Here is a 23923-nt window from a genome sequence, read left to right on the forward strand (position 1 = left end):
TGTACCAACTGCTTGCTTTTTGCACCTCGCCAACTATCCGGCGCGCTGAACCACCGCCACATTTATCGTGCTCCTCAAGCTGAAGCCGATGGACTCGTAAAGCCTTATCGCGCCGGTGTTTGTGGCAAAGGCGTGCAGGTACGGGATTTCGCCGCGTACGAAAATCTGATTGGCCACGAACACGGACAACAGCCGGCCAAGGCCAGCGCCACGAAAATCGGGGTGCGAGCAGACGCCGCTGAGTTCGGTATAGCCCGGCTGCTTCATGCGCTCGCCGGCCATCGCCACCAACCTGCCCTCGACCTTCACGCCCCAGAAGGCGCCGAGGCTCAAGGCCCTGATGTGAACGGGCCGGGCTTGGTGAGCGATGCCAGGGCCAGCATTTCGGCCGTGTCGTTACGTGTCAGGGGCTGGACGCGCTCGTCCGAAACGGTCTGCAATGGCGCGCCGGCGACCATCTGCACAGCGTCGGCGGTCGAGATCGCCGCGAGGCCCGACGGAAGAACAATGGTGTCGGCTTGCGCCATGATGACGCTCTCATCAGGGCCAACGAGTTCGCCGAGCGCCTGCAGGCTTGCGGCGTCGTCGGCAGCGGTGGCGGCAAACAGGGCGATGGACGGGGAATAGCGCCTGGCAAGCTTGCCGCCTTGCGCGAAGGCCTGATGCCGCGTCTCAAGCGCGCTCCAGACGGGTCGGTCGAGAACATGTTTCATTGCACGGCGCCCTTTTTGACACGACGATCGAGCGGGGCTGTGGCCAGCCCATCCTCGATGGCAGCGAGTTGATCGAGAAGCGGCCCGGAAAGATCCCGGCACAGATCCGCGACGGCGTTCTCGATGCGTGGCCACACATCCCGTTTCGCGACATCGACCAGGCGCTGGCCCTTGCCGGTCAGCGAGACCATCCGCCGCCGCTGGTCATCTTGCGACTGAATGGTTTCGACCAGCCCCAGCTCGGCCAGAAGCGACACGCTTCTTGTCACGCCCGGCTGTGTCAGCCCGAGCGATTGCGCCAGCTCGCCGACGGCCAGCGGTCCCAGCCTGTCGAGTGCGGCCAGCAGGGGGTACTGGCTCGATTGAAGCGGAACCTCCAGGCCATCGAGCAGCTGTTGTGCATCGGCCTGCAATTGCTCGCCAATGCGCTTCAGCCGGCTGCCCAAGCAGAGATAACCAAGAGACCGGATAACGTCTTCCATCATCATTCCGCGATAAATTGTAACATGTTATATAACATGGCATGCAAATTGTCAAAAGCCGCCGTATGCTTGGCGTCCGCCTCTGCGATCAAATCAGCGTGACACGCCCGAGGGCCGAGAAGAGCCGGCGATCCGCCTGGCGATCGCATTGCCCAAGATGGCGGCATTGGCGAAGCAGCCGCGGATGCTCGGCCGCATGCCGGTGAACCACAGGCCGGGCAGTTTCGGATCGGCTTCGCCGCCATTGAAGAGCGGGACGCCCTTGCTGTCGAGCACGCCGAGATTACCGACCATGCGCTCCAGACCGGTGCGGTAGCCTGTTGCGGCAATGACGATATCGGGATCGATCAAGCTGCCATTGGCCAGGATCACGCCGTCGCGGGTGAACTCGCGTATCGCCGGCACCACGACGATCTTGCCCGATTTGATGGCGTCGACGGCGCCGTCATCCGCGGCGATCGCGGTGTAGTCGGAGGTCAGGCGGCTGGCGCCGCCCGACGGCGCGGGCGGCATGCCGAATTTGGTCAGATCGCCGAAAACCAGGCGCTGCGTCGCGGCGATCGCCGCATCGGCGACGCGCAACGGCAAGCGCGCCATGAGCGGCGAAAGCCGGTGCACGGCGATCTTGCCGATCCGCTTGGGCAGGAGGGCTGGGCCATTGCGGGCCGACAGCCAGAGAGAAGCCGTGTCCACGCCGGCGAGATGATTGAGGGCGTCGAAACCCGAATTGCCCGCGCCGACGACCAGCACCTTCTTGCCGGCATAGGACTTGGCGTCGCCAAAATCCGCCGAATGGATGATCCGGCCGGCGAAGGCCTCTATGCCCTTCCACTGCGGCGTGAAGGGCTCCTTGTCGCGGCCGGTGGCGACGACGACATGGCGCGCCAGGCGCGAGCCGGTGCTGGTGCGCACGGCCCAGTGGTCGCCCCGGAACACGATGGTCTCGACGGCGACGCCAAACTCCACCGGCAGCCGGTTCGCCTCGCGGAAATCGTTCATATGGCGGATAACGACGCTCTTGGGTGGAAAGGCTGGCGTATCCCCGGGATAGGAAAGGCCGGGCAGCGCCGAGAGATCGCGATGGGTGTTGAGATGCAGCTGCTGGTGCCGCCGATGCCAGGGCTCTGCCAGCCGGCTCTCCTTTTCCAGGATTGCCACCGGCACGCCGGCCTTGATCAAAGCCTGCGCGACAGCCAGTCCGGCGGCGCCGGCGCCAATGACGATCGCCGGCTCGACTGCCACCACCTGCTCCATCATCGGTCCGGTCGTCGTATCAGCCATTCACTCTTAAAACCCATCCACCACCCCAGCATCCCGACAAGGTCGCAGGACGCTGTAACCGTTTGATCGCGCGCAAACCCATACAGCAGATCGGTGCCGATTGCCGAGGCCTGCGCCGAGCCGCTTGCGCTCCGGAGCATTCCGCCGCCAGGTGCAAACAACTCTCATCGCGGAAATGCGGCCAAAACAACGACGTGGAGCGGATTATCCGCTTCTGCCCGAAACCATGCAGCCCTATATGGCATATCGGCGGCATCGGCGATAATCAGGTCGCGGCAATGTGATTGATTCGAGTTCCGGGGGGCTGGCGGATCTCGTTACCGACGCAGGAATTCGAAACCGCAGCGATTTCGGCTTCCCGCGAAAAATCAAGACGCCGTGGCGCGTCCAGCGTGTCGAAAGGCACGTCGCGCCACAGACCGCACGCGGAATCTCGACCATGGCCTCCTTGCGGATCTATTTCGACAAAATCCTCGAGGGCGCCTCGCCCAAGGTCGAGCGCCAGGCGCTGACGCATGTCGAACGCCTGGCGATTGTCCGCCGCCATGGCGACTTCTCGCTCGCCTATTCCAGTGCCGTACAGCACAAGCTGTCCTATTTCGGTGACGCCGACGGCTACATCGCCTTCGGCACCAAGATGAAACATCATTTCGCGCTCGGCGACCCGGTGGCGGCGCCGGCCCGGCGGCCCGACTACATCAGGCGCTTCGTCGAGACCGCCGGTGACCCGTGGTTCGTGCAGATCGGCGAAGACACCGCGCGCGTGCTGGCCGGACTCGGCTACAAGGTCAACCGGCTGGGTATCGACACAAGCCTTGTCCTGCCCGCGCATGATTTTTCCGGCAAGCGCAACGAGACCGTGCGCTATTCCGAGCGCTGGCTGCTGAAGAAGGGCTTCTCCTTCGAAGAAGACAAGCGGACGGTCTTCCTCGACGAGATCGCCCGGCTTTCCGAAAACTGGCGCGGCGACCGCATCGTCAAGCGCTGGGAGATGGGTTTTCTCAACCGCCCGTTCTACGATCAGCTCGGCTCCGACATGCGCCGCTTCGTCCTGCATGGACCCGATGGCGAGCTGATTGCCCTGCTTGATTTCGATCCGCTGTTCCGCGACGGCAAGGTCATCGGCTACACCACGGCCTTCAAGCGCAAGCATATCGACGCCTCACCGCATGCCGAGATCGGCCTGACCAAATTCGCCGTCGACCGGTTTCGCGAAGAGGGCATGTCGGTGGTGACGCTTGGCCTGTCGCCGCTTGTCGACGTGGGCCCAAGCGGATTTGCCGAAAGCGAGTTCTGGCGCAACGCTTTCCAGCGCGCCTACGATTCGCCCTGGGTCAACCGCCGCCGGTTCAACCTGCAGGGCCAGGCGGCGTTCAAGCGCCGTTTCCACGGCGTGGAAGAGCCGGTCTACATCGCCTTCCGCAAGGGGACCTATATCGAGATGCTGGGGCTGCTGCGACTGGTCAAGGCAATTTGAACTCTACAGGACTTGGGTTCCTCGCCCTCACTCCCGTCTACGCTATGCAAACATTTTCTGTGATTTGCGTAACTGATCGGCCCGAGGCTTGATTGCCACGTGGTTCCCCCAATCCGTCGCTGCTTCGCAGCGCCACCTTTCCCCCCTCCGGAGGGAAAGGAATTGCTGGACGAGCGTTGACGGCAGAAGCTTGGCGCCTTTCCTCTACCCCGTCGATCGGGGGAGAGGTGGCTCGGCGAAGCCGAGACGGAGTGGGGGTCGACCAGCGCAGCATAAGACAATGCATGCGCAAAGCTGCCATGCACGCTATCGCCAAAGACCGGCCGCGTCAGTTCCGCAGCCGATACCCCGTCCGGAAAATCCAGGCGACGATCGCGATGCAGACCGCCAGGAAGACGACGGTCATGCCAAGGCTGATGCCGACCGAGACGTCGGACTTGCCATAAAAGCTCCAGCGGAAGCCGCTGATCAGATAGACGACCGGATTGAACAGCGTCACGGTGCGCCAGATGCCGGGCAGCATGTTGATCGAATAGAAGCTGCCGCCGAGGAAAGTCAGCGGCGTGATGATCAGCAGCGGCACCAGTTGCAGTTGCTCGAAACTCTTCGCCCAGATGCCGATGATGAAGCCGAACAGGCTGAAGGTCACCGCCGTCAGCACCAGGAAGGCGACCATCCAGAACGGATGCAGGATGGTGAGCGGCACGAACAGCGAGGCGGTGGCGAGGATGATCAGGCCGAGGATGATCGACTTGGTCGCCGCACCGCCGACATAGGCGATGACGATCTCCAGATAGGACACCGGCGCCGACAAAAGCTCGTAGATCGAGCCGACGAATTTCGGGAAATAGATGGCGAAGGAAGCGTTGGAGATCGACTGCGTCAGCAGCGACAGCATGATCAGCCCCGGCACGATGAAGGCGCCGTAGCTGATGCCGTCGATCTCGGTGATGCGCGAGCCGATGGCCGAGCCGAAGACGACGAAATACAACGATGTCGAAATGACCGGCGAGACGATGCTCTGCAGCACGGTGCGGAAGGCACGTGCCATTTCCATCCGGTAGATCGCCCAGACTGCGCGCAGGTTCATGCGTCTTTCCTCACCAGGTTGACGAAGATCTCCTCGAGCGAGCTGTTTTGCGTGTCGATGTCGCGGAACTGGATGCCTGATGCCTCGAGGTCGCGGATCAGCGAGGCGACGCCCGGCCGCTCGGCCTGGTTGTCATAGGTGTAGGTCAGCTGCCCGCCATCCGGCGACAGCTCCAGCGCATAGTGCGAAAAGGCCTCCGGGATGGCCGTCAGCGGAGTGCGCAGTTCCAGCACCAGCCGCTTGCGGCCGAGCTTGTGCATCAGCTCGGCCTTGTTCTCGACCAGGATGATTTCGCCGCGGTTGATGACGCCGACGCGGTCGGCCATCGCCTCGGCCTCCTCGATATAGTGGGTGGTGAGGATGATGGTGACGCCATCCTCGCGCAACCGTCGCACCATCTCCCACATGTCCTGGCGCAGCTCGACGTCGACGCCGGCGGTCGGCTCGTCGAGGAACAGGATGCGCGGCTCGTGCGACAGCGCCTTGGCGATCATCAGCCTGCGCTTCATGCCGCCCGACAGCGTGATCGCCTTGGCGTCCTTCTTGTCCCACAGCGAGAGGTCGCGCAGCACCTTCTCGACGAAGCCATGATTAGCCGGCTTGCCGAACAGGCCGCGACTGTAGTTGACGGTCGCCCAGACGCTCTCGAAAGCGTCGATGGTCAGCTCCTGCGGCACCAGGCCGATCAGGCTGCGCGCGGCGCGGTAGTCCCTGGAGATGTCGTGACCGTCGACGGTGACGGTGCCGGTCGAGCGGTTGACGATGCCGCAGACGATCGAGATCAGCGTCGTCTTGCCGGCGCCGTTCGGCCCGAGCAAAGCAAAGATCTCGCCGCGCTGGATGTCGAGATTGACTTCCTTGAGCGCGGTGAAGCCGGTGGCGTAGGTCTTGGAGACCCCGGAAATGGACAGGATGGAGGGCATGGGCTGAAAACGGCTGCCTGAAAGAGGTCCCCTGATATAGGCCGAATGTCGGTGCGCGCAACCGGAAGTCAATGGCGCTGCTGACAGTTCTGGACAGCCACAGCAGGGAACGGCTGGAGATGTGCCGCATGAACCGGTAAAATTGTCCTGTGGCGTTAAGCCTCGCGGCAGGACGCCGCTTTGACCTGAACCCGCTTCGGCCTACTCTTCGCCAGTACTTTCAGCAGCCGGAGCCCGCCATGGACCCGCTCATACTGTCGCGCATCCAGTTCGGCGCGAATATTTCGTTTCATATTCTGTTTCCGACGATCACCATTGCACTTGGCTGGGTGCTGCTGTTCTTCAAGCTGCGCTACAACGCGACCAACGATTCCGCATGGATGCGGGCCTATTTCACCTGGGTGAAGGTGTTCGCGCTGTCCTTCGCCATGGGCGTGGTCTCCGGCGTCACCATGAGCTTCCAGTTCGGCACCAACTGGCCGGGCTATATGGAAAAGGTCGGCAACATTGCCGGGCCGCTGCTGGCCTACGAGATCCTCACCGCCTTCTTCCTCGAGGCGGCCTTCCTCGGCATCATGCTGTTCGGCTTCCGCCGTGTGTCCAACCGCGTCCATACGCTGGCGACGGTGCTGGTCGCCGGCGGCACCACGCTGTCCGCCTTCTGGATCATCGCGCTGAATTCCTGGATGCAGACGCCGGCCGGCTTCGAGATGATTGACGGCAAGGCGCATGCCGTTGACTGGTGGGCCATCGTCTTCAACCCGTCCATGCCCTACCGCCTCGTCCACATGCTGCTCGCTTCGGGCCTGACGGTGTCGTTCCTCATCGCCGGCCTGTCGGCGCTGCGCTATCTCAACGGCGACCGCTCGGAATCGATGTGGAAAGCGCTGCGCACCGGCGTCTTCACGGCCGCGATCCTGATCCCGATCCAGATCCTTGCCGGCGACCAGCACGGGTTGAACACGCTGGAACACCAGCCGCAGAAGATCGCCGCCATGGAAGCCAACTGGACCACCGGCCCCAACGTGCCACTGGTGCTGTTCGCGCTGCCCGACGAGGCCGCCAAGGAGAACAAATTCGAGATCGCCATTCCCGACGGCGCCAGCCTGGTGCTGCGGCACTCGACCAGCGGCGTGGTGCCCGGCTTGGATGCCTATCCCGGCAACCATCCGCCGGTCTTTCCGCTGTTCTGGAGTTTCCGCATCATGGTCGGCACCGGGCTTTTGATGCTCGCCGTCTCGTGGTCGGCCGCCTTCTTCCTTAAGCGCCGGCACAGCCTGCCGAAGCCGCTCGCCATGCTGATGGTGCCGATGGCGCTGTCGGGCTGGCTGGCGACGCTGGCCGGCTGGTACACGACCGAGATCGGCCGCCAGCCCTGGCTGGTCACCGGCGTGCTGAAAACCGCCGACGCCGTCGGCCCGGTGGCGGGCAGTCATGTCGCGCTGACGCTTGCCGTCTATCTCATCCTCTACCTGCTGCTGCTGATCGCCTATCTCGGCGTGCTGGTGCATCTGGCACTGAAGGCAGCCAAGGATGGCGACACCTCACCGCTGCCAGGGGTGATGAAGGCGGCGTTGTCGCAGCCGGCTGCAGGCGAGTGAGGAATGGTCCGCGCAGCGGGCGAAAAGCCAACGATTTGGCTTTTCGAATGACGAACGCCCGGAGCCATAGCGAAGGGCAGAGGCCGCAATGATAGGGATGATGTCTCAATGACCTTCGACTGGCCTACCGCTCTCCCCCTCATCTTCGCCGGCCTGATGGGCCTCGCCATCCTGATCTACGTCATCCTCGACGGTTTCGACCTCGGCATCGGCATCCTGTTCGCCGCGGCCGAGGACAGCGAGCAGGATACGATGATCGCGGCGATCGGTCCGTTCTGGGATGCCAACGAGACCTGGCTGGTGCTGGCCGTCGGCCTGCTGTTGGTCGCCTTTCCGATGGCGCATGGCGTCATCCTCACCGCGCTCTACATTCCGGTCTTCGTGCTGTTGGTCGGCCTGATCCTGCGCGGCGTCGCTTTCGATTTCCGCGCCAAGGTGCCGAGCGGCAAAAAGCATCGCTGGAACCGCATTTTCTTCCTGGGTTCCGTCATCGCCTCGCTGGCGCAGGGCTATATGCTGGGCGTCTATGTGCTCGGCCTCGATGTCGGCTTCGGCGGCATGGCGTTCGGCGTGCTGGTGGCGTTCTGCCTGGCCGCGGCCTACGCGGCGATGGGTGCTGCCTGGGTGATCTACAAGACCGAGGGCGAGTTGCAGAAGAAGGCGGTGCGCTGGCTGCGCACCGCGCTGGTGCTGACCGCGCTCGGCATGGCGGCGGTGTCGCTGGCGACCCCCTTCGCCAGCCCGCGCATCTTCGACAAATGGTTCGTCTGGCCGGAAATGCTCTATCTCTCGCCGCTGCCGATCCTGTCGGCGCTGCTGTTCCTGTGGCTGTGGCGGCAGACTTTCCATCTGCCGAAGCCCGACGACCGCCATGCGTTGATGCCGTTCCTGACGCTGGCCGCCATCTTCGTGCTCGGCTTTGCCGGTCTTGCCTGGTCGTTCTACCCGTTCGTGGTGCCCGACAAATTGACCATCTGGCAGGCGGCGTCGGCGACCGAAAGCCTGGCCATCATCCTGGCCGGCACCGTGGTCGTGCTGCCGATCATCATCTTCTATTCCTTCTATGCCTATCGGGTGTTCGGCGGGAAGGCGACGGACCTGACCTACGACTGAGCCGCCGCAACCGTCTTCAGATCAGTCCGCTCGCGCGCGCGGCGGCGGAGGCCTCGCCGCGCGAGACGGCGTCGAGCTTGCCCAGCACCGCCGAGACGTGGTGATCGACCGTCTTGGGTGAAATGGCGAGATGCTCGGCGATGCGCTTGTTGGACAGGCCGCGCTCGATCAGCTGCAACACCTCCATCTGGCGCTGGGTGAGGCCGGCGCTGTTGGCGCGCGTGGTGCGGCGCGGTCCCCGGGCGATGTGGATGACGCCGTTTTGCCGCATGATGTCGCGCACGTGGCTTGCGACCGGCCGGGCGCCGAGCGCCTCGAGGATGTCCAGCGCCGCACGCTGCGCGGCCTCGTCGCCCTGGGTGAGCGCCAGCGCGCGTTCGTAAGGCGCGTTCAGATCCGCCCACGCGTCCGCAGCCCCCTGCCAGTCACCAGCCAGCAGCATCCGGTAGGGCGCGGCCATGCCTGTCGTGTCGCCAGGATCGATATCGGGCGCCAGCATTTGCCGCCAGCCGGCCAGTTCGGCGAAGACCGCCCGCGTCGGCGACAGGCTCTCGGCAAGGCCGATCAGCCGCAGTGCCTCGTCCTTGTCCGCTTCCCCGAGCCAGGCCTGCTCGGCGATCACGGCCGCGTAGGCCAACAGGCGCTGCAGTTCGGCGCCCTTTTCCAGGAATTGCTTCGTCTCCGCCAGCAGCGGCTCGGCGGAGGGATCGCCACGACGCACCCTTAGCCGCGACAGCGCCACAAGGGCTGGATAGCGCACGAGGGCGGCGGCATGCGTGCCGGTGATGACTTCGAGCGCCTCGGCGCCGGCTTCGTCCCACCGGCCATGGCGCAGCAGCAATTGCGCCCGCACGCCGCGCATATAATCGCGCCAGGTCGCCAGATCATTCTCGACGCAATAGTCGATGCCGCGATCGAGGAAGGACTGGGCCTCGGAATATTCCAGCTGGTTCATGCCGCTGCAGGCGCAGTTGGTGAAGGCACGCGCGGCGTGTTCCTGGAAGTTTTGCGCCAGCGCGATTTCGAGGCTGCGGGCAAGGTGCAGCCGCCCGCTGTCCTGATCCAGCCACTGCTCGGCGGCGCCGACATTGTTGAGCGCGTGGCAGACAATGTCCGGCCGGTTCGCCGCTTCGGCGAGCTCGATTGCCCTGGCGCCCAGCGACAAGGTCTCGTCGAGCCGTTCGGCCAGCATCGCCAGCTGCGAGAGATTGGAATAGGCCATGGCCAGCTCCGGCCCGGCCGGCGCGGACTCAAGCAGCGCCACCGCCTCTGCGCCGAACGTGTCGGCGGCCTGGCGATCGCCCATCAGATAGGCAAAACGCGACAGGCAGCGAAGGCTGTCGCCCTCCTTCAGCACATTGCCCAGGGCCTGATGCAGCGCGCGCGCCTGCTCCTGCGCCTTGATCGCCTCGTCGATGCGGCCGATCAGATGGCACTCGAAGGCATAGTGCTCGTAAAGCCCGGCACGCTCTTCTTCCGGCAAATTATCGGCCTGGCGCAGGGCGACCTCGTAGTAGCCGGCGGCGTCGCGATGGGCGCCGACGCGGGAGGCCTCGCGGGCGGCGACCGGTGCCAGCTCGCGCACCGTCTCCAGATTGTGCGCCTCCACCGCGTGATGGACCAGCCGAGCGGTGGCGATGTCGCCCCTTTCGAGCAGCGCCGACAGCGCGCGCTGGTTGAATTCCCGCCTGTGGCTGGTCGTCAGCATCGTCTCGATGGCCCGGCGGGCGATCTCGTGGCGGAAGGCGTAGGCATCGCCGAGGTCGTCGAGCAGTCCATTGGCGACGCATTCGGCCAGCTGGCCGGCGCTGGCCACGCCGCACAGGCCGGTCAAGGCCCAGGCGTCGGCGCGCCTGGGAAACACCGAGACGGCGTCGAGCATCGCGCGGGCGCCGGCCGACAGGCGTTCGGCGCGCGCCAGCACCGCATCGCGCACGCTGGCCGGCAGCGCCGTTTCGTTTTCGGCGCTCAACAGTTCGGTGACGAAAAAGGCGTTGCCGGCGGTCGCCCGGTAGATGGCATCGCCATCGCGGCCGGCGCCGGCGGCAAGCGACAGCACCGCCGCTTCGCTGAGCAGCGGCACGTCGATGCGCGCGACATTGCCGGCCGGGATTTCACCCAGCGCCCGGCGCACGCGCATCTGGCCTTCGCTGCGATCGGTGCGCGCCGTCAGGAGCAGGAGGATGTGGGTGTTGGCGATGCGCCGGCCGAGAAAGCGGACGAAGTCGAGCGTCGCGTCATCGGCCCAGTGCAGGTCCTCGATGACCAGCAGAGTCAGCCGGGTCCTTGTCTCGAAGACGTCGAGCGCATCGGAAAACAGCGGCAGCCGTTCTCCCCGGCGCGCGGCGACCGCCTGCGGCATCGCCCATTGCGCCTCGCGGGCGAGATCGTAGAGCGGCCCGAGCGGATCGGGAATCGACAGGTCCTCGCAGGCGCTGCGGAAGATGCGCGCGCCATCGGCAACTGAGCCGACGAACGCCTCGACAAGCGCCGATTTGCCGGCGCCCGCCTCGCCAGACAGCGCCGCGACATGGCCGCAGCCTCGCGCAGCCTCCGAGAGAAATCCGCCCAACTGCTCCAGCTGTGTCTGCCGTTCCAGAAGCATCGTCATACGCTCAACAGGGATTGTGTTTCGGCGTTTCCCCAGACATCCGCCACGAGCGTCCGGGACCATGACCGGAAATGTGACCCTCCACACATTCCAGTGCTACCTCACACATAACGTCGCCATTATAGGGAATCTTCCCACAAAACATAGGGAAAGGCTCCGATGCGCGCCGTCGGCGAGCATGATCAATGTCCAGCCGCGCTCAAATCGAGCGTGAAACAGTGGAAAAGGGAACTTGATATGCCTCGCTATGTGGTTGAACGCACATTTCCCAACGGCCTCAGCGTGCCGATGAACGATGCCGGCGCCGACGCGCTGGGCGGTGTCATCATGCGCAATGCGGAGAAGGGCGTGACCTGGGTGCAATCCTTCGTATCGCCCGACAAGAAGCAGAGCTTCTGCATCTATGATGCGCCCTCGCCCGAGGCGATCCGCAGCACGGCCCAGAAAAACGCCCTGCCGGTCGACAAGATCACGGAGGTGCGGGTCCTTGACCCTTACTTTTATCGTTGATCCCGACAATGACCATCCAACTGCCCTTCGCGGCGATGGCCGCTTGCCTGACAACGCGTCCAGCGCGGTGTTGGCGGGTTCGAGACCAGTCGGACGAGGCCCGTTACTGGGCCGGATTCTCCGGCGGCTTGCCTCGCTGCTGTTCGCACCATTGCGCAAGAACCGGCGCCGGTTGCCTCCGCAGGACGATTATCTGAGACGCGACATCGGCCTGCCGGAGCTCGAGGAGCTGCCGCACTACTGGGATTTCACCCGGTACCACTGACAGCCATCGACTTCGCAGCGGGAGCGGCTGCTTCCGCGCATCAACAACGAGGAGAGAAAATGAACATCCATCTGTGGACCAAGCACCTCATCAACCTGTCGATCCTGTCGATCGCGGCCACGGCGGCGAATGCCAATGGCACCGGCACGCTGGATGAGAAGGTGCGGGCAGCCAACAGCCGTTTCGAGAATGTGGCGACGGCCACCGCCGAAGGCTACGCGCCGATCCCTTGCGCCAGCGGCATCACCGGCGGCGCCATGGGCATTCACTATGTCAACGCGGCCTACCTGAAGGACGATGCCGTCGATCTCGCGAAGCCGGAAGCGGTGATGTACGAGCCGATGGCGGACGGCACGCAGAAGCTGGTGGCGGTGGAGTACATCACGTCGAAAGGCCCGGCTTCGCTCGAAGGACAGCTGTTCAACTTCAACAGCACCCCCAACCGTTATGGCCTGGGCGCCTTCTATGAGCTGCATGTCTGGGCCTGGAAGAAGAACCCGACGGGCACCTTCGCCGACATGAACCCTGATGTGTCGTGTGATGCGATGAAGGCGATGTAGGCGCAAATCTCCCCCCTCGAGGGGGAGATTTCGCCGAAGGCGACAGAGGGGGTCGCCGCGCGTGAAGCGCCAACTTCCTTCTGTCGCAGGAGGCCGAGCCCGGTCGAACCGACCCCCTCTGGCCTGCCGGCCATCTCCCCCTCAAGGGGGAGATAACCAAACCTCAATTGCTCGCCGACAGCACCAGCACCGGCTTGTCGCTGTACAGCGCCGGGAACAGCTGCTTCAGGTTCGCCACCTTAGGCAGGTCGTTGTAGACGATGTAGGGATAGGTCGGGTTCAGCGTCAGAAAGTCCTGGTGGTAGTTCTCGGCCGGGTAGAAGGTCTTGCCGGTCTCGATCGTGGTGACGATCGGTGCCGGATAGAGCTTGGCCTTGTCGAGCTGGTCGATATAATTCTGCGCGATCTTCTTCTGCGCGTCGTTTTCGGCAAAGATCGTCGAGCGGTACTGCGTGCCGGAGTCCGGTCCCTGGTAGTTCAGCTGCGTCGGATTGTGGGCGACCGAGAAATAGACCTGCAGCAGCTGGCCGTAGGTGACCTTCGAGGGATCGTAGGTGATCTCGACGGATTCGGCATGGCCGGTGCGGCCGGTGCCGACGGTTTCGTAGACGGCGTCGTCCTTGGCGCCGCCGGTGTAGCCGGAGACAGCCTTGCTGACGCCCTTGACGTGCTGGAACACGCCCTGCACGCCCCAGAAGCAGCCGCCGGCGAAGATTGCCGTCTCGCTGCCCGCAGCCGCCTTTTCGTCCAGCGCCGGCGGCGGGATGACCACGGCGTCTTCCGCCGAGACGGCCGGCGTCAGCCAGAAGGCGGCGCCGGTGGCGGCCAGGGCAAGTGCGGCGAGCGCGCCCCGGACAAAGCCGGTCGAACGGTTCTTGATATCGGTCATGGTTGCACTCCTCATGGCTTGCATAGGGATCAGTCTATTGGATCAGCTACGATGGCGCGATCCGTGAGTTGCGCGACGGGCTCACATTCGTGTGCGCCTTTCAAGAACTGTCCCCGGCTGGACAGCGAGCCCGCCAGGGACAGAAGGCCACGACCAATGTCAGTTGGCCGGAGCCGTGGCATCCGCCGCCGGCTTCATCGCATCGGTGGCCGGTTTCATAGCGTCAGCGGCAGGCTTCATGGCGTCCGTTGCGGGCTTCATCGCGTTGGTGGCCATCGGGTCGGCAGGCTTCATCGCGTCCGCCGCGGGCTTCATTGCATCCGCCGGTTTCATGGCATCCGTGGCCGGTTTCATGGCGTCGGTCGCCATCGCATTGGCCGGCTTCATGGCGTTGGTCGTGTCGTCGGCACGGGCGTCGGCGACGAAAACGGCGGCCGAAAGAGCGAAGGCGAGCGCCGGCAGGGTCAGGTACTTGGTCATGGTAGTCTCCTTGGGTTTTGGCGCGCGGAAGCGGGCCGGGTAATGCGTTGCCGCTGCATGCGGCCCCGCGCGAAGGGAAAGAAAAATCAGTTGGTCGCGGCGGCGAGGATCGGTCCGCCGCCCGGCGATTGCACCAGCACGGCGGTGCTGAAGCCACTGGGCGCGGCGGGCAGCGCATAGGCGGTGGCGTCGCCGGTCCAGCTGCCGAGTTTTGTCAGCGCATGCACCACATTGGCATGCGGTAGGGTGCGGCCGGTGTTTTCGCCGCGCGCCACCGGCACCTGCACGACGCCCTTGGCATAGCGCACCAGCCAGACATCGGCCTTGCCGCCCGGGGCGGCGCCGGCGCCGATCGCGACCTTGCCGCCGTCGAGCGACAGCGAGGGGCCGCCGGTCTTGGCCGTCGCGGAAATCAGATGCTCGATCTCACCCGGTGCGGCGCCGACGACATCGGCATGGCCGTTGACCACCACTTGCGGCGTGAACGGGCCGTCATGGCCGAGCGGCGGCTCGTAGGACACCTGGCGCTGGGTGAACTCCTGTTTGCCGAACGTGTCCTTCCAGCCGAGATAATCCCAGTAGGTGACGTTGAAGGACAGCGCCAGCACGCCGGGCTGGTCCTTGACCTTGATGAGATTGGCGTTGGCCGGCGGGCAGGAGGAGCAGCCCTGGCTGGTGAACAGCTCGACGACGCTGAGCGGCTGCGCGGCAGCGGCGCTGAGCGAGGCGGCGAGCGCAAGAGCGCCCAGGCTGGACAATGCGGCGAATGTTCTGGCTCTCGACATCGGCTGGCTCCGTGTGGGACGGCGCTCAGATGCGCCGGTCATTCCCCCACTTCGCTGCCGTTTGCCGCTTCGTTACAGCGCTCACCGGTTTGTGATCACGGCACCAGACTTATGCGCGCGGCCCAAAACGCCACAGTGAGGTGTAGTGCATGATCGGCCGCTCAAAAATTGCGCCTTCGGCGACAAATCGCTTTCCTGCATCCAGCATGGGCTGGAAGGTATCGAGCTGCCTGGCGTGCTCCAGCGTATCCCAGACACTGGTGTTGATGAGCGACAATGTCGCCTCGTCGGCGCCGGCGTAGAAGGTGAGCAGCCCTGGCATGGCCTCGATGCCGGGCCGAAGATCTGCCTCGGCCTCCAGCATCATCTCTCGCAACAGCGCGAACTTCGTGGCATCGCAGCGCAAGATGGACACACGCAGCACGGGGTCTGACATCGCATTCTTCTCCAGGAGCTGACGCACCGCACGCTAGAGCAATTCCAGGAAAAGTGTGAGCGGTTTTCCGTCAGGAATTGCGTCAAAACAGAGAGTTAGAGCGGTTCGCCGTTTCCATGAAACGGTGAAACGCTCTAGGCTATGCCGACCCAGGCCCGCAAGGCGCCTCTTCCTTCTCCCCTTGTGGGAGAAGGTGGATCGCCGCGCAGCGGCGAGACGGTTGAGGGGTGTTCCAGCGAAGTGAGACGTCGGCGTTCCCTGGAGCACCCCTCATCCGTCGCCTTCGGCGACACCTTCTCCCACAAGGGGAGAAGGGAAAACCGCGCCCCTAACGCCAGGGCTGGAGGCTGGCGCTCTACGCGCGCCCCTGTCGCCTTCGGCGACATCTCCCCCTCGAGGGGGGCGATCGGCAGTTCCAGCCTTACTGCGTCAGCGCTGTGTCCGAGGGCCGCTTGTTGAAGTCGCACTTGCCGGTGACGTTGTAGAAAAAGTCGGCATTTGAGGACGGAGTCGGCACCGTTGTGCCACCATCTTCCCAGGCTTGATAGCTGGTGACGCCACAAGGCACGATGGCGAAGATGTCGACCTTCGTCCCGGTCGCGGTCTCGACCAGGGAGTTCGCGTCCACCCCGCTATAGAGTCGGTTGGAGGTGCTTGCATCGTCCGATGTGAGGTATTGCGGGTTGCCCGATGGCACGTACATCTGCAGAGAGAGGCCACCCATCTGGCTGACATCGATCGCCGCGCCAGCGCCGTTGGCCGGATACATGGTGTCGACGCAGGTTGTCGAGTATTTCCTGCTGCCACTGGTCTGGAGGATCGCACCTGCGGGCAAACCGGTGAAAGTGGTCACGCTGACGGTGGCGCAAACTTGCGACTGGACGAGCGTCTTGATGTCTGCGCCACCATTGTTGGTGATCGTATACACGTTCGTGGTGCCGTAGCCCTTCGGATCCCCGAAGCCGTTATAGGTATACTCGATAGACATCAGCGGCTTGGCCGCCGTCGCTCCAAATTGGGTGCCGTAGAGCGTCATCGTCTTGTTCCACCAGCCCGACACCTTGGAGATCTTGAAGGTCGCATTGACCAGCGCCGGCGGCTTGCTGACCGCCGCCACGACGGCAACCGGCACGGAGTCGATCCTGGCGATCTTCATGAAGATGGTCGGCATGGAGAAAGTTGCCGTGGCCTGGCCGGTGGCGGCGGCGGTGGTGGTACCAGCCACAAAATTGTTCAGCGTCGCAGTGCCCTGGCCACCATTGGCGATGAAGGAATCCTGCAGCGCCGTCTGGCGCTGCGCCAGCGTCGAGGTGGTGTCCATGGTGGTGATCGACAGCAGCGCGGCATCCAGCGCCTGCTGCTGGTTGGACCGGGTTTGGATCGCGCTGGTATAGTCGACCGAAAAGCCGACCGCGGATATGATCGGCAGCAGAGTGAGAAAGAACAATGGCATCATCGAGCCGCGGCGCGACCCCAGGAACCTGACTACAACCCCCCGCATTTCCTGCCCTTTCAATAGAATATCCTGCAGGGCTAACATACAGGTTGCAAATTATGCTCTAACGCGTTTGGTTAAAATTTATCGATATTCCGGCGATCCGGCCGAAACGGTCGCCAAAGGCCGCCGCTTGCCGCCGCTTGCCGCCCCTGCTAAAGCGCCCGCCATGAGCACGCCCCTCGACCACATCCGCAATTTCTCCATCGTCGCCCATATCGACCATGGCAAATCCACGCTTGCCGACCGGCTGATCCAGTCCACCGGCGGGCTGGAACTGCGCGACATGAAGGAGCAGGTGCTGGACTCGATGGATATCGAGCGCGAGCGCGGCATCACCATCAAGGCGCAGACGGTGCGGCTGAAATACCGCGCCAACAATGGCGAGGACTATATCCTCAATCTCATCGACACGCCCGGACATGTCGACTTCGCCTATGAAGTGTCGCGTTCGCTGGCCGCCTGCGAGGGTTCGCTGCTGGTGGTCGACGCGTCCCAGGGCGTCGAGGCGCAGACACTCGCCAATGTCTACCAGGCGATCGACAACAACCACGAGATCGTCGTGGTGCTGAACAAGGTCGACCTGCCGGCCGCCGAGCCGGAGCGCATCCGCGAACAGGTCGAGGAGGTGATCGGCATCGACGCCTCCAACGCCGTGCTGATCTCGGCCAAGACCGGGCTTGGCATTCCCGATGTGCTGGAAGCCATCGTCCACCAATTGCCGCCGCCGCGCGAGGGCGATGCGACCGCGCCCTTGAAGGCGATGCTGGTCGACAGCTGGTACGACGCCTATCTCGGCGTCATCGTCTTGGTGCGCATCATCGATGGCGTGCTGAAAAAGGGCCAGACCATCCGCATGATGGGCACCGGCGCCAAATATCTGGTCGAGCGCACCGGCGTGTTCACGCCGGCCCGCATCAATGTCGACGAGCTTGGCCCGGGCGAGTTCGGCTTCTTCACCGGCTCGATCAAGGAAGTGGCCGACACCCGCGTCGGCGACACCATCACCGAGGACAAGCGCGCCACCGCGCATGCCTTGCCCGGCTTCAAGCCGGCGCAGCCGGTGGTGTTCTGCGGCCTGTTCCCGGTCGACGCCGCCGATTTCGAGGATCTGCGCGCTGCCGTCGGCAAATTGCGCCTCAACGACGCTTCTTTCTCTTATGAGATGGAAACCTCGGCCGCTCTCGGCTTCGGCTATCGCTGCGGCTTCCTGGGCTTGCTGCATTTGGAAATCATCCAGGAGCGGCTGGAGCGCGAGTTCAACCTCGACCTGATCGCCACGGCACCAAGCGTCGTCTACCGGCTGCTGCTCAATGACGGCTCGGTGAAGGAATTGCACAACCCGGCCGACATGCCCGACGTGGTGAAGATTTCGGCGATCGAGGAACCGTGGATCCGCGCCACGATCCTGACCCCCGACGACTATCTCGGCGGCATTCTAAAACTCTGCCAGGACCGGCGCGGCATCCAGGCCGACCTCTCCTATGTCGGCAAACGCGCCATGCTGACCTACGATTTGCCGCTCAACGAAGTGGTCTTCGACTTCTATGACCGGCTGAAGTCGATCTCCAAGGGCTATGCCTCGTTCGACTATCACCTGACCGACTATCGCGAGGGCGATCTGGTGAAAATGTCGATCCTGGTCAATGAGGAGCCGGTCGACGCGCTCTCCATGCTGGTGCACCGCACGGCAGCGGAAAAGCGCGGAAGGCAGATGTGCGAGAAGCTGAAGGAGCTGATCCCGCACCATCTGTTCAAGATCCCGATCCAGGCCGCGATCGGCGGCAAGGTCATTGCGCGCGAAACCATCTCGGCGCTGCGCAAGGACGTGACCGCCAAGTGCTACGGCGGCGACGTCTCGCGCAAGCGCAAGCTGCTGGACAAGCAGAAAGAAGGCAAGAAGCGGATGCGCCAGTTCGGCAAGGTGGATATTCCGCAGGAGGCGTTTATCCAGGCGCTGAAGATGGGGGATTAAGGGGTTCGGCCTTCGGCCGAACGCATCGACCCGGTGGGTCGATGCGAGCGCAAGTCCGGGTGGGAGTTGCCGAAGGCAGCGGGTCCCGCCCCGGGGGTTGCGGCAAACCTCATGACGATTTTAGAAGTATCTCTTCGTCTTTGGAAAATACGTTGTAGATCGTTTGCAACTGCTCCGTGCCGCCTGCTGTCAGCACTGGGGCTATACCGAAAAACATCGGGGAGTCCGACCAAAATCGAATATGGACCCCAAAACTGGTCGAATATGCAATTGCCTGAGCCTCTTCTTGTGTGACATTGGCGAAGACGTTTACATAGATGCCACTCACCATACGCTCGCATCTATTTGAAATATCGATCTTTTTTTCCTCACCGTTTAATACGATCTCGACAAGGCCGAGTGTAGTCAGCTCCTCTTCCCTACCTTGAGCTTCGATCACAGCCCAGAAAAAGAAACCCGCTCCTTTGGTGTGGCCAAGCATAACTTTGTGGTGACCAAAGAGCGAATCTCGTTCTCCGCGCACATAAATCATGTTGGCTTGTGCCTGCACGGTCCAACTGGTATCGGTCGCGCCACCAGTCACTACACCGAGTTTCTTGAGATTGTCCTCGTCGGCGATGAGTATTGAATCGCTACGAACCGACGATGAGAATTCAAGAAAATCAGGAGATACTCCCATATCGACTAAAAAACGGGCAATCTTCGCCGAAAGCACTTGTGACTGACTAACGTCGTCTGGTGACGGGTTTTTGAATGAGAATTGATGAACTCCAAACTCGGATCCTTGTGGAAAGTATCTCAGTCGACCGCCGAGGAAAATCAGAGTTGCAGCACTGATGCATCTACCCGGTAACCGCATCCGGGGTACCATAAGATGCGAAATATCAGAGACTTCATTGGTGTCGAGTAGGTACTTGCCGATTGAAGTCGAGAACCAGCAATCTCTGATCGTTCGTCCGATGATCATCGCTTCTTCGACGTTGCCGCCAATCGAATCGATGTAAACAGTCGTTCGGGGCGGAGGCGCGGATCGATCCACGAATTCGCGAAACTTGACCCCGTCTCCCGCTTGAATGGTTCCGAGGGCGTTGATCGAAAACGACCCGCCAATGGCCCTTTCAAATTCCGTCTGGGGATCGGTAAATTCGAATTGCACAGTCACTCCTGACCAGAAGTATCTTGATCTTTTCGCCGGATCGGGCGGCTTTATCCCCAGAAAGCCCGCGTAGCTACGCGTATCCTTTCATCTGGACTTGTTGCCGCAAGGGAATCGCCATCATAATCAGGCTCCTCCCACGATTCGTAAAGGCAACAATTCAATGGCCTACAAGCATGTTCTCTTGCTTCAGGTCTTCCTGAGGTTCGAAATTGAGCACTGCGACAGGGAAGTTAAAGCTTTGCGACGGGCGCTAGGCCCATCGGCCAAACCATGCATGCATGAGAAACGGCATCTCGCATTCATACTCAAGACAGGCGAGAGGCCGCAGGAACTAGTGGACCGCCTGCGACCCGTTCTGGATGTAGACAACTTTGCCGACTTCACCGCTGTTGCTGTGCTCGGGAATCCGGCGGGCAAACACGGCGGGTTGAACAGCCTCGTCACTCATATCAACGTGGCCTTCGCTACGCTCGATGCGAGCCCAACCAAGTATCTTGAAGAGAGTCAAGTGCTCATCAAACAGCACCTCCGCAAAGGCGCATCGAGTTAGATGCGCGTCGAAGGTTTTCGTATGGGGTAACTTTCTCAGGACCCTGATAGTCCAAATTCCCAAGGACGCCATGCTTGCCTCATGACTTACAGAGGCAGTGTGACTGTTGAAGCTTGCGCGAGCAATTCGCCATTGGTCCTGTCTGGCTTATGCCAAGATAGGATTGTAATCCTATCTTGGCATCTTCGCATTGTCCAGTCGTGCGCGCCCTTGCTGCCGACCTCCGCGCCGCTGCCCGCCGCGGGCTATCCGTTCCTGGTGCTGACTTTTGTCGGGTGGATCTGGACGCTGCTGAAGGGTGGGCAGTGAGCGGGGGCGTAGACCTATCTGGCTTCCTGGTTAAGACAGCTGTGCGGATCAACCGGGTTAACCGGCGGAGGGTTGGTGGGCGGCGCTTCACAGTAGCCGACCGCGATCCGATCGTCCGGCAAGGCGGTGCCACAAAGGCTTGTCATGTCGGCGCCGTCTAGAACTGTGCCATTAAAGACGGCACCTTGCATAAGGGCGCCTTTGAACGACGTTCTTGCGAGCTTAGCGTCCTTGAACGTCGCCTGAACAAGAACTGCGTCGTCGAAATGCACATTGGAGAGAACCGCGCCGTCAAGGTGGGCATCGGTGAGATTTGCCCGATGGAAGTCTACATTCGTCAGGGTCGCGCCCGAGAAATCCGCTTTACGCAGGTCTGCGCTTTCGAAAGACACATCGGTAAGGGCCGTCACCTTTTCGTCAATAGTAAATTCCGCTCGCATAATATTTGTGCGTGCGAACGAGATCCCGGTTAATTTTGCGGATTTAAAATGCACCTGGTAAAGATTCGCCTCAGTAAAGTCGCTGCTCTTAATGTTCGCATTATTAAAGAACACGCCGGCCAAGCAAGCTCCACCGAATTTAATATTTTCTCCCGACGCATTGTAAAACGTGGATCCGGAAAGTTGGCTGCCAATGGGCTCCCCAGTCTCCATGACTGGCACTGCCCAGTTCAGGCCTTTTTCAAAAGAAGCATTGGAGAGCCCAGCATGGGAGAAATCCGCGCCGGAACCATTTATGCCCTGCATACGCGCAAACCGCAGATTGCTTCCATAGAATTTCGTCTTGTAAAAATCCGAGCCTCGCAAGTCGGCGTCTCTGAAATCCGTGTGAGACAAGTCCCTCAACACAACCACACTGCCCGAAAATTTCCCCCGCGAAGATCGAGGCTCGGCCATAGCGTTACCTCGTGATCGCTCTCTATCTCCTTGATTCCACTCCCGATAATTCCGAGCGCCGTCGACACATCCGCTGGAATAGCTCCGTCAGGATTTTCAGATTTCTTTGAGCTGTCCACCGCTAGAGCAGCCAGGGCTCTCAAGATTATTATAGCGGGACTGGTAGACTTTTCGTCACTGGCATGGACGGTTTTCCTACCAAGTAAGTCCTCGAGAGCATAAAGCCCACCGATACGCACAGCAATATTCCTACTACCAATCGAATCGAATCCTTTCCTGTATTGGTCCTGGTATGCACTCTCTTGCGCTCGGCTAAACGCGTCTATTGCTTGAAGCGCTGTTACGATTGCGCCGGCAGCGCCGATAGCGACGATAGGAAATCCGAGTATTCGGGGGAGGCCGTCTCGATAGGGGTTCCCAGGCTCAATAGAGCCGAACGTCTTGGACAGCCAATTCGGTAGAAATATCCATGCCATTCCAGCCAGTGCAATCAGAACGAATCCGAAAACCAACAGCCACCCCAGCAAACCGAGCATCTGTTTCCTCCCCTGTTTCCTCCCCTAGTTCCTTCGATGTTATTCCCGATAGACCGAGAATCCAACGGTTTTAAAAAAGGCTCGGAACAGAGGTTCTGCCGTATATTCTCGTGCTCTATTGGAGTTTCGCTTCGCATCGCTCGAACATGTCCGGTGTACGAAATCGTTCCGAGGTTGTTTTAATCCGGTCGTGCAATAACAAGCTGGCCACGCCGAATGACGACCCGGCATGTCAGCTGCCTGCACGACCTCTCGATACTTCACTTGCTTTCCGCTTCACTCAGTCCCATGTCCGCCATGTCGAAGTCCACAACAGCGCACCCCGTAACTTCCAGCGATCACGCCGTTTGTTAGTGCGCGCTGGCCTGCCCATTTGGAACATTCGTCCCGGGAGTATCCTCTCCGCGACTTGGGGAACATCCCATGCGCTCCACTTCGGACACCGTCGCCTCCTCGGCCTCGCCGGCGCCTTCGCCGCCAGCGCTCCACTGCGCGAAACGCTCTGGACGATCGACGGCGTGGCCCTCGTGGTCGCCACCGCGCTGCTCACCATGAAATACCAGCGGCCGGGCAATGATTGCGGCGCGGCCGGGTTTGAGGCAGCCGACAGCCGCCAGCGCGGCGCTGAAGCTCCACGCTTGGGATCAAGCCGTCGGTGCCGCGCCGCGGCGCTCGAGCGCGGTCTTGCGGATGATTTCCGCGATCTCCGGGCTGCTGCTGCACAGCATCTGGAAATCCGCCGCGTGCAGCGACAGGAGTGAGACCTCCGTTGCGGCGCTGACGGTCGCCGAACGCCGTTCGCCGGTGATCAGCGCCATCTCGCCGAAGAAGGCGCCGGGGCCAAGCTCCACCGGGCTCGGCGTCGCGACGCTGACGCGCCCCTCGACGACGAAGAACATCCGGTCGCCGACCTCGCCATTGCGGAAGATCACGGCGCCCGCCGGCAGCGTGCGTGGTCTCAACGCGCGCACGATCTCGACCAGCACGGCTGGGCCGAGCTTCTGAAACAACGGCACGGCGGCGACCAATTGCCAATTGCGGACGAAATCCTCGCGACGGATCTCCTGATAGAAGCCCGTGGCAAGAATGCCGGCCCAGAGCCCGAAGATGCCGATGCCACTCATCATGACCGCCCCGGCAAGGACGCGGCCGGCGAAGCTTTGCGGGATAGTGTCGCCATAGCCGGTGGTGGAAAGCGTGACCACCGCCCACCACATCGCCTGGGGGATGCTGCCGAACTTTTCCGGCTGGATGTCGCGCTCGACGACATAGGCCGCGAGCGCGACAGCGAACAGAACGACGCCGAAAAGCGTGGTGACGCCGATCAGGTTGCGCGCTTCGTTGGCCAGGACCCTGCCCAGCACGGGGAAGAAAGTCGAGTCGCGCAGCGGTTTCAGCAGCCAGACAGCACAGTAGAGGCTCCGGTCGAGCGTGCCGACGAGCAGAAATGCGGCGAGTGGAACCAAGACCGCGAGCACATCGATGGCGATTTTGGGCGTCCCGTCCCGAAGGTCTCCCGCCCGGCGCTTGAGCAGCGTCGCGGCCAGTTGCAGGAGATAGGCGCCCCAGATGACGGCGAGCAGGGCAGCCAGAGCCAGTGTGCTTCGTCCGGACAGGCCTGGTATCGTGAGCGCAGCCACCGCCAGCAACCCAGGCGCAGCCAGCACCGCGTTGAGCGGCGCGTAAATTCTCAGGAAAGGCAGTACCGACATTCCATGCCCACCCGCGGCTGCGACCGTCCAAAATAGGATGGCTTCAAGGCAAGCGTAAAGGGGCCTGCTGCGATG

At 62.3% G+C, this 23923-nt stretch carries 22 protein-coding genes and 1 pseudogene; 8 read left to right on the forward strand and 15 right to left on the reverse strand.

Annotated features, from left to right (window positions below; genetic code table 11):
* Nucleotides 1-33 precede the first annotated feature (33 nt).
* From AC0V8S_RS04495 to AC0V8S_RS04505, 3 genes and pseudogenes are all read right to left on the reverse strand, one after another.
* Nucleotides 34-713, reverse strand: a pseudogene (locus tag AC0V8S_RS04495) (GNAT family N-acetyltransferase).
* Nucleotides 710-1198, reverse strand: a complete 489-nt coding sequence (locus tag AC0V8S_RS04500; protein WP_183464483.1) for a MarR family winged helix-turn-helix transcriptional regulator — start codon at nt 1196-1198, stop codon at nt 710-712. The pseudogene AC0V8S_RS04495 and the gene AC0V8S_RS04500 overlap by 4 nt, the downstream one beginning before the upstream one ends.
* Before the next feature lie 90 nt (nt 1199-1288).
* Complete coding sequence (locus tag AC0V8S_RS04505) at nt 1289-2476, reverse strand: flavin-containing monooxygenase (protein ID WP_183464482.1); 1188 nt, start codon at nt 2474-2476, stop codon at nt 1289-1291.
* 439 nt (nt 2477-2915) lie between these two features.
* On the opposite strand from AC0V8S_RS04505, the gene AC0V8S_RS04510 reads away from it, so the two are divergent.
* Complete coding sequence (locus tag AC0V8S_RS04510) at nt 2916-3953, forward strand: phosphatidylglycerol lysyltransferase domain-containing protein (protein ID WP_183464481.1); 1038 nt, start codon at nt 2916-2918, stop codon at nt 3951-3953.
* Nucleotides 3954-4281: 328 nt separating this feature from the next.
* On the opposite strand, the gene AC0V8S_RS04515 is transcribed toward AC0V8S_RS04510, so the two are convergent.
* Both AC0V8S_RS04515 and AC0V8S_RS04520 read right to left on the reverse strand, forming a co-directional pair.
* Nucleotides 4282-5043, reverse strand: a complete 762-nt coding sequence (locus tag AC0V8S_RS04515) for an ABC transporter permease (protein ID WP_475436956.1) — start codon at nt 5041-5043, stop codon at nt 4282-4284.
* A complete protein-coding gene (locus tag AC0V8S_RS04520) occupies nt 5040-5966 on the reverse strand; it encodes an ABC transporter ATP-binding protein (RefSeq protein WP_475436957.1) in 927 nt (308 codons plus the stop codon). The genes AC0V8S_RS04515 and AC0V8S_RS04520 overlap by 4 nt, the downstream gene beginning before the upstream one ends.
* A 239-nt stretch (nt 5967-6205) precedes the next feature.
* Here AC0V8S_RS04520 and AC0V8S_RS04525 point away from each other — a divergent pair, with 239 nt between their 5' ends.
* Together AC0V8S_RS04525 and AC0V8S_RS04530 are read left to right on the forward strand one after the other, a co-directional pair.
* The gene (locus AC0V8S_RS04525) at nt 6206-7567 is read left to right on the forward strand and encodes a cytochrome ubiquinol oxidase subunit I (RefSeq protein WP_475436958.1); all 1362 of its coding nucleotides are present in this window, start codon (nt 6206-6208) and stop codon (nt 7565-7567) included.
* 108 nt (nt 7568-7675) lie between these two features.
* Entirely contained in the window at nt 7676-8680 is a 1005-nt protein-coding gene (locus AC0V8S_RS04530) for a cytochrome d ubiquinol oxidase subunit II (RefSeq protein WP_183464478.1), read from the forward strand.
* A 16-nt stretch (nt 8681-8696) separates the two neighbouring features.
* Here the strand turns inward: AC0V8S_RS04530 and AC0V8S_RS04535 are convergent, their stop codons facing one another.
* Nucleotides 8697-11285 (reverse strand): ATP-binding protein, encoded by a 2589-nt coding sequence (locus AC0V8S_RS04535; protein ID WP_475438573.1) that lies wholly within the window; start codon nt 11283-11285, stop codon nt 8697-8699.
* Between the two features lie 165 nt (nt 11286-11450).
* On the opposite strand from AC0V8S_RS04535, the gene AC0V8S_RS04540 reads away from it, so the two are divergent.
* Genes AC0V8S_RS04540 through AC0V8S_RS04550 form a run of 3 tightly spaced genes read left to right on the forward strand, consistent with a single transcriptional unit; the run spans nt 11451 to nt 12626 of the window.
* Nucleotides 11451-11801: a DUF4242 domain-containing protein gene (locus tag AC0V8S_RS04540; protein ID WP_244661913.1), complete on the forward strand. Its 351-nt coding sequence runs from the start codon at nt 11451-11453 to the stop codon at nt 11799-11801.
* Nucleotides 11779-12066, forward strand: a complete 288-nt coding sequence (locus tag AC0V8S_RS04545) for a hypothetical protein (protein WP_183464477.1) — start codon at nt 11779-11781, stop codon at nt 12064-12066. The genes AC0V8S_RS04540 and AC0V8S_RS04545 overlap by 23 nt, the downstream gene beginning before the upstream one ends.
* Nucleotides 12067-12125: 59 nt before the next feature.
* Nucleotides 12126-12626: a hypothetical protein gene (locus AC0V8S_RS04550; RefSeq protein ID WP_183464476.1), complete on the forward strand. Its 501-nt coding sequence runs from the start codon at nt 12126-12128 to the stop codon at nt 12624-12626.
* 163 nt (nt 12627-12789) lie between these two features.
* Here the strand turns inward: AC0V8S_RS04550 and msrA are convergent, their stop codons facing one another.
* The 5 genes from msrA to AC0V8S_RS04575 all read right to left on the reverse strand — a co-directional run bounded on the left by msrA (nt 12790) and on the right by AC0V8S_RS04575 (nt 16669).
* The gene (gene msrA, locus AC0V8S_RS04555) at nt 12790-13515 is read right to left on the reverse strand and encodes a peptide-methionine (S)-S-oxide reductase MsrA (protein ID WP_475436959.1); all 726 of its coding nucleotides are present in this window, start codon (nt 13513-13515) and stop codon (nt 12790-12792) included.
* Nucleotides 13516-13674: 159 nt separating this feature from the next.
* Nucleotides 13675-13995, reverse strand: a complete 321-nt coding sequence (locus tag AC0V8S_RS04560; RefSeq protein WP_475436960.1) for a hypothetical protein — start codon at nt 13993-13995, stop codon at nt 13675-13677.
* Nucleotides 13996-14081: 86 nt separating this feature from the next.
* Nucleotides 14082-14780 (reverse strand): DUF1223 domain-containing protein, encoded by a 699-nt coding sequence (locus tag AC0V8S_RS04565; protein ID WP_475436961.1) that lies wholly within the window; start codon nt 14778-14780, stop codon nt 14082-14084.
* Nucleotides 14781-14889: 109 nt separating this feature from the next.
* A complete protein-coding gene (locus AC0V8S_RS04570) occupies nt 14890-15216 on the reverse strand; it encodes a hypothetical protein (protein ID WP_475436962.1) in 327 nt (108 codons plus the stop codon).
* A gap of 421 nt (nt 15217-15637) precedes the next feature.
* A complete protein-coding gene (locus AC0V8S_RS04575; RefSeq protein ID WP_475438574.1) occupies nt 15638-16669 on the reverse strand; it encodes a Tad domain-containing protein in 1032 nt (343 codons plus the stop codon).
* A 211-nt stretch (nt 16670-16880) separates the two neighbouring features.
* Here AC0V8S_RS04575 and lepA point away from each other — a divergent pair, with 211 nt between their 5' ends.
* Nucleotides 16881-18686 carry a translation elongation factor 4 gene (gene lepA, locus AC0V8S_RS04580; RefSeq protein WP_095202822.1) on the forward strand — a complete coding sequence of 602 codons (1806 nt, stop codon included), beginning with the start codon at nt 16881-16883 and terminating at the stop codon, nt 18684-18686.
* A gap of 109 nt (nt 18687-18795) precedes the next feature.
* On the opposite strand, the gene AC0V8S_RS04585 is transcribed toward lepA, so the two are convergent.
* Nucleotides 18796-19842, reverse strand: coding sequence for a COG3904 family protein (locus tag AC0V8S_RS04585; protein WP_475436963.1), 1047 nt, complete (start codon nt 19840-19842; stop codon nt 18796-18798).
* A 163-nt stretch (nt 19843-20005) separates the two neighbouring features.
* Between AC0V8S_RS04585 and AC0V8S_RS04590 the strand changes: the two genes are divergently transcribed.
* Nucleotides 20006-20395 carry a hypothetical protein gene (locus AC0V8S_RS04590; RefSeq protein WP_475436964.1) on the forward strand — a complete coding sequence of 130 codons (390 nt, stop codon included), beginning with the start codon at nt 20006-20008 and terminating at the stop codon, nt 20393-20395.
* A gap of 323 nt (nt 20396-20718) precedes the next feature.
* Here the strand turns inward: AC0V8S_RS04590 and AC0V8S_RS04595 are convergent, their stop codons facing one another.
* From AC0V8S_RS04595 to AC0V8S_RS04605, 3 genes are all read right to left on the reverse strand, one after another.
* Nucleotides 20719-21510 (reverse strand): pentapeptide repeat-containing protein, encoded by a 792-nt coding sequence (locus tag AC0V8S_RS04595; protein ID WP_475436965.1) that lies wholly within the window; start codon nt 21508-21510, stop codon nt 20719-20721.
* 35 nt (nt 21511-21545) lie between these two features.
* Nucleotides 21546-22136, reverse strand: a complete 591-nt coding sequence (locus AC0V8S_RS04600) for a hypothetical protein (protein WP_475436966.1) — start codon at nt 22134-22136, stop codon at nt 21546-21548.
* 644 nt (nt 22137-22780) lie between these two features.
* Nucleotides 22781-23848: a cyclic nucleotide-gated potassium channel gene (locus tag AC0V8S_RS04605; protein ID WP_475436967.1), complete on the reverse strand. Its 1068-nt coding sequence runs from the start codon at nt 23846-23848 to the stop codon at nt 22781-22783.
* Between the last annotated feature and the right edge of the window lie 75 nt (nt 23849-23923).

It is taken from the genome of Mesorhizobium oxytropidicola (genome assembly GCF_056174625.1).

Excerpts from the sequence above, each read along its gene's own strand:
- AC0V8S_RS04590 (WP_475436964.1), top strand. The coding sequence starts at position 20,006 with ATGGCCTACAAGCATGTTCTCTTGCTTCAGGTCTTCCTGAGGTTCGAA.
- AC0V8S_RS04575 (WP_475438574.1), bottom strand. The coding sequence starts at position 16,669 with ATGCCATTGTTCTTTCTCACTCTGCTGCCGATCATATCCGCGGTCGGC.
- AC0V8S_RS04565 (WP_475436961.1), bottom strand. The coding sequence starts at position 14,780 with ATGTCGAGAGCCAGAACATTCGCCGCATTGTCCAGCCTGGGCGCTCTT.
- AC0V8S_RS04535 (WP_475438573.1), bottom strand. The coding sequence starts at position 11,285 with ATGCTTCTGGAACGGCAGACACAGCTGGAGCAGTTGGGCGGATTTCTC.
- AC0V8S_RS04550 (WP_183464476.1), top strand. The coding sequence starts at position 12,126 with ATGAACATCCATCTGTGGACCAAGCACCTCATCAACCTGTCGATCCTG.
- AC0V8S_RS04605 (WP_475436967.1), bottom strand. The coding sequence starts at position 23,848 with ATGTCGGTACTGCCTTTCCTGAGAATTTACGCGCCGCTCAACGCGGTG.
- AC0V8S_RS04510 (WP_183464481.1), top strand. The coding sequence starts at position 2,916 with ATGGCCTCCTTGCGGATCTATTTCGACAAAATCCTCGAGGGCGCCTCG.
- AC0V8S_RS04530 (WP_183464478.1), top strand. The coding sequence starts at position 7,676 with ATGACCTTCGACTGGCCTACCGCTCTCCCCCTCATCTTCGCCGGCCTG.
- AC0V8S_RS04525 (WP_475436958.1), top strand. The coding sequence starts at position 6,206 with ATGGACCCGCTCATACTGTCGCGCATCCAGTTCGGCGCGAATATTTCG.
- AC0V8S_RS04570 (WP_475436962.1), bottom strand. The coding sequence starts at position 15,216 with ATGTCAGACCCCGTGCTGCGTGTGTCCATCTTGCGCTGCGATGCCACG.
- AC0V8S_RS04600 (WP_475436966.1), bottom strand. The coding sequence starts at position 22,136 with ATGCTCGGTTTGCTGGGGTGGCTGTTGGTTTTCGGATTCGTTCTGATT.
- msrA (WP_475436959.1), bottom strand. The coding sequence starts at position 13,515 with ATGACCGATATCAAGAACCGTTCGACCGGCTTTGTCCGGGGCGCGCTC.
- AC0V8S_RS04515 (WP_475436956.1), bottom strand. The coding sequence starts at position 5,043 with ATGAACCTGCGCGCAGTCTGGGCGATCTACCGGATGGAAATGGCACGT.
- AC0V8S_RS04520 (WP_475436957.1), bottom strand. The coding sequence starts at position 5,966 with ATGCCCTCCATCCTGTCCATTTCCGGGGTCTCCAAGACCTACGCCACC.
- AC0V8S_RS04500 (WP_183464483.1), bottom strand. The coding sequence starts at position 1,198 with ATGATGGAAGACGTTATCCGGTCTCTTGGTTATCTCTGCTTGGGCAGC.
- AC0V8S_RS04560 (WP_475436960.1), bottom strand. The coding sequence starts at position 13,995 with ATGACCAAGTACCTGACCCTGCCGGCGCTCGCCTTCGCTCTTTCGGCC.
- lepA (WP_095202822.1), top strand. The coding sequence starts at position 16,881 with ATGAGCACGCCCCTCGACCACATCCGCAATTTCTCCATCGTCGCCCAT.
- AC0V8S_RS04540 (WP_244661913.1), top strand. The coding sequence starts at position 11,451 with ATGCGCGCCGTCGGCGAGCATGATCAATGTCCAGCCGCGCTCAAATCG.
- AC0V8S_RS04505 (WP_183464482.1), bottom strand. The coding sequence starts at position 2,476 with ATGGCTGATACGACGACCGGACCGATGATGGAGCAGGTGGTGGCAGTC.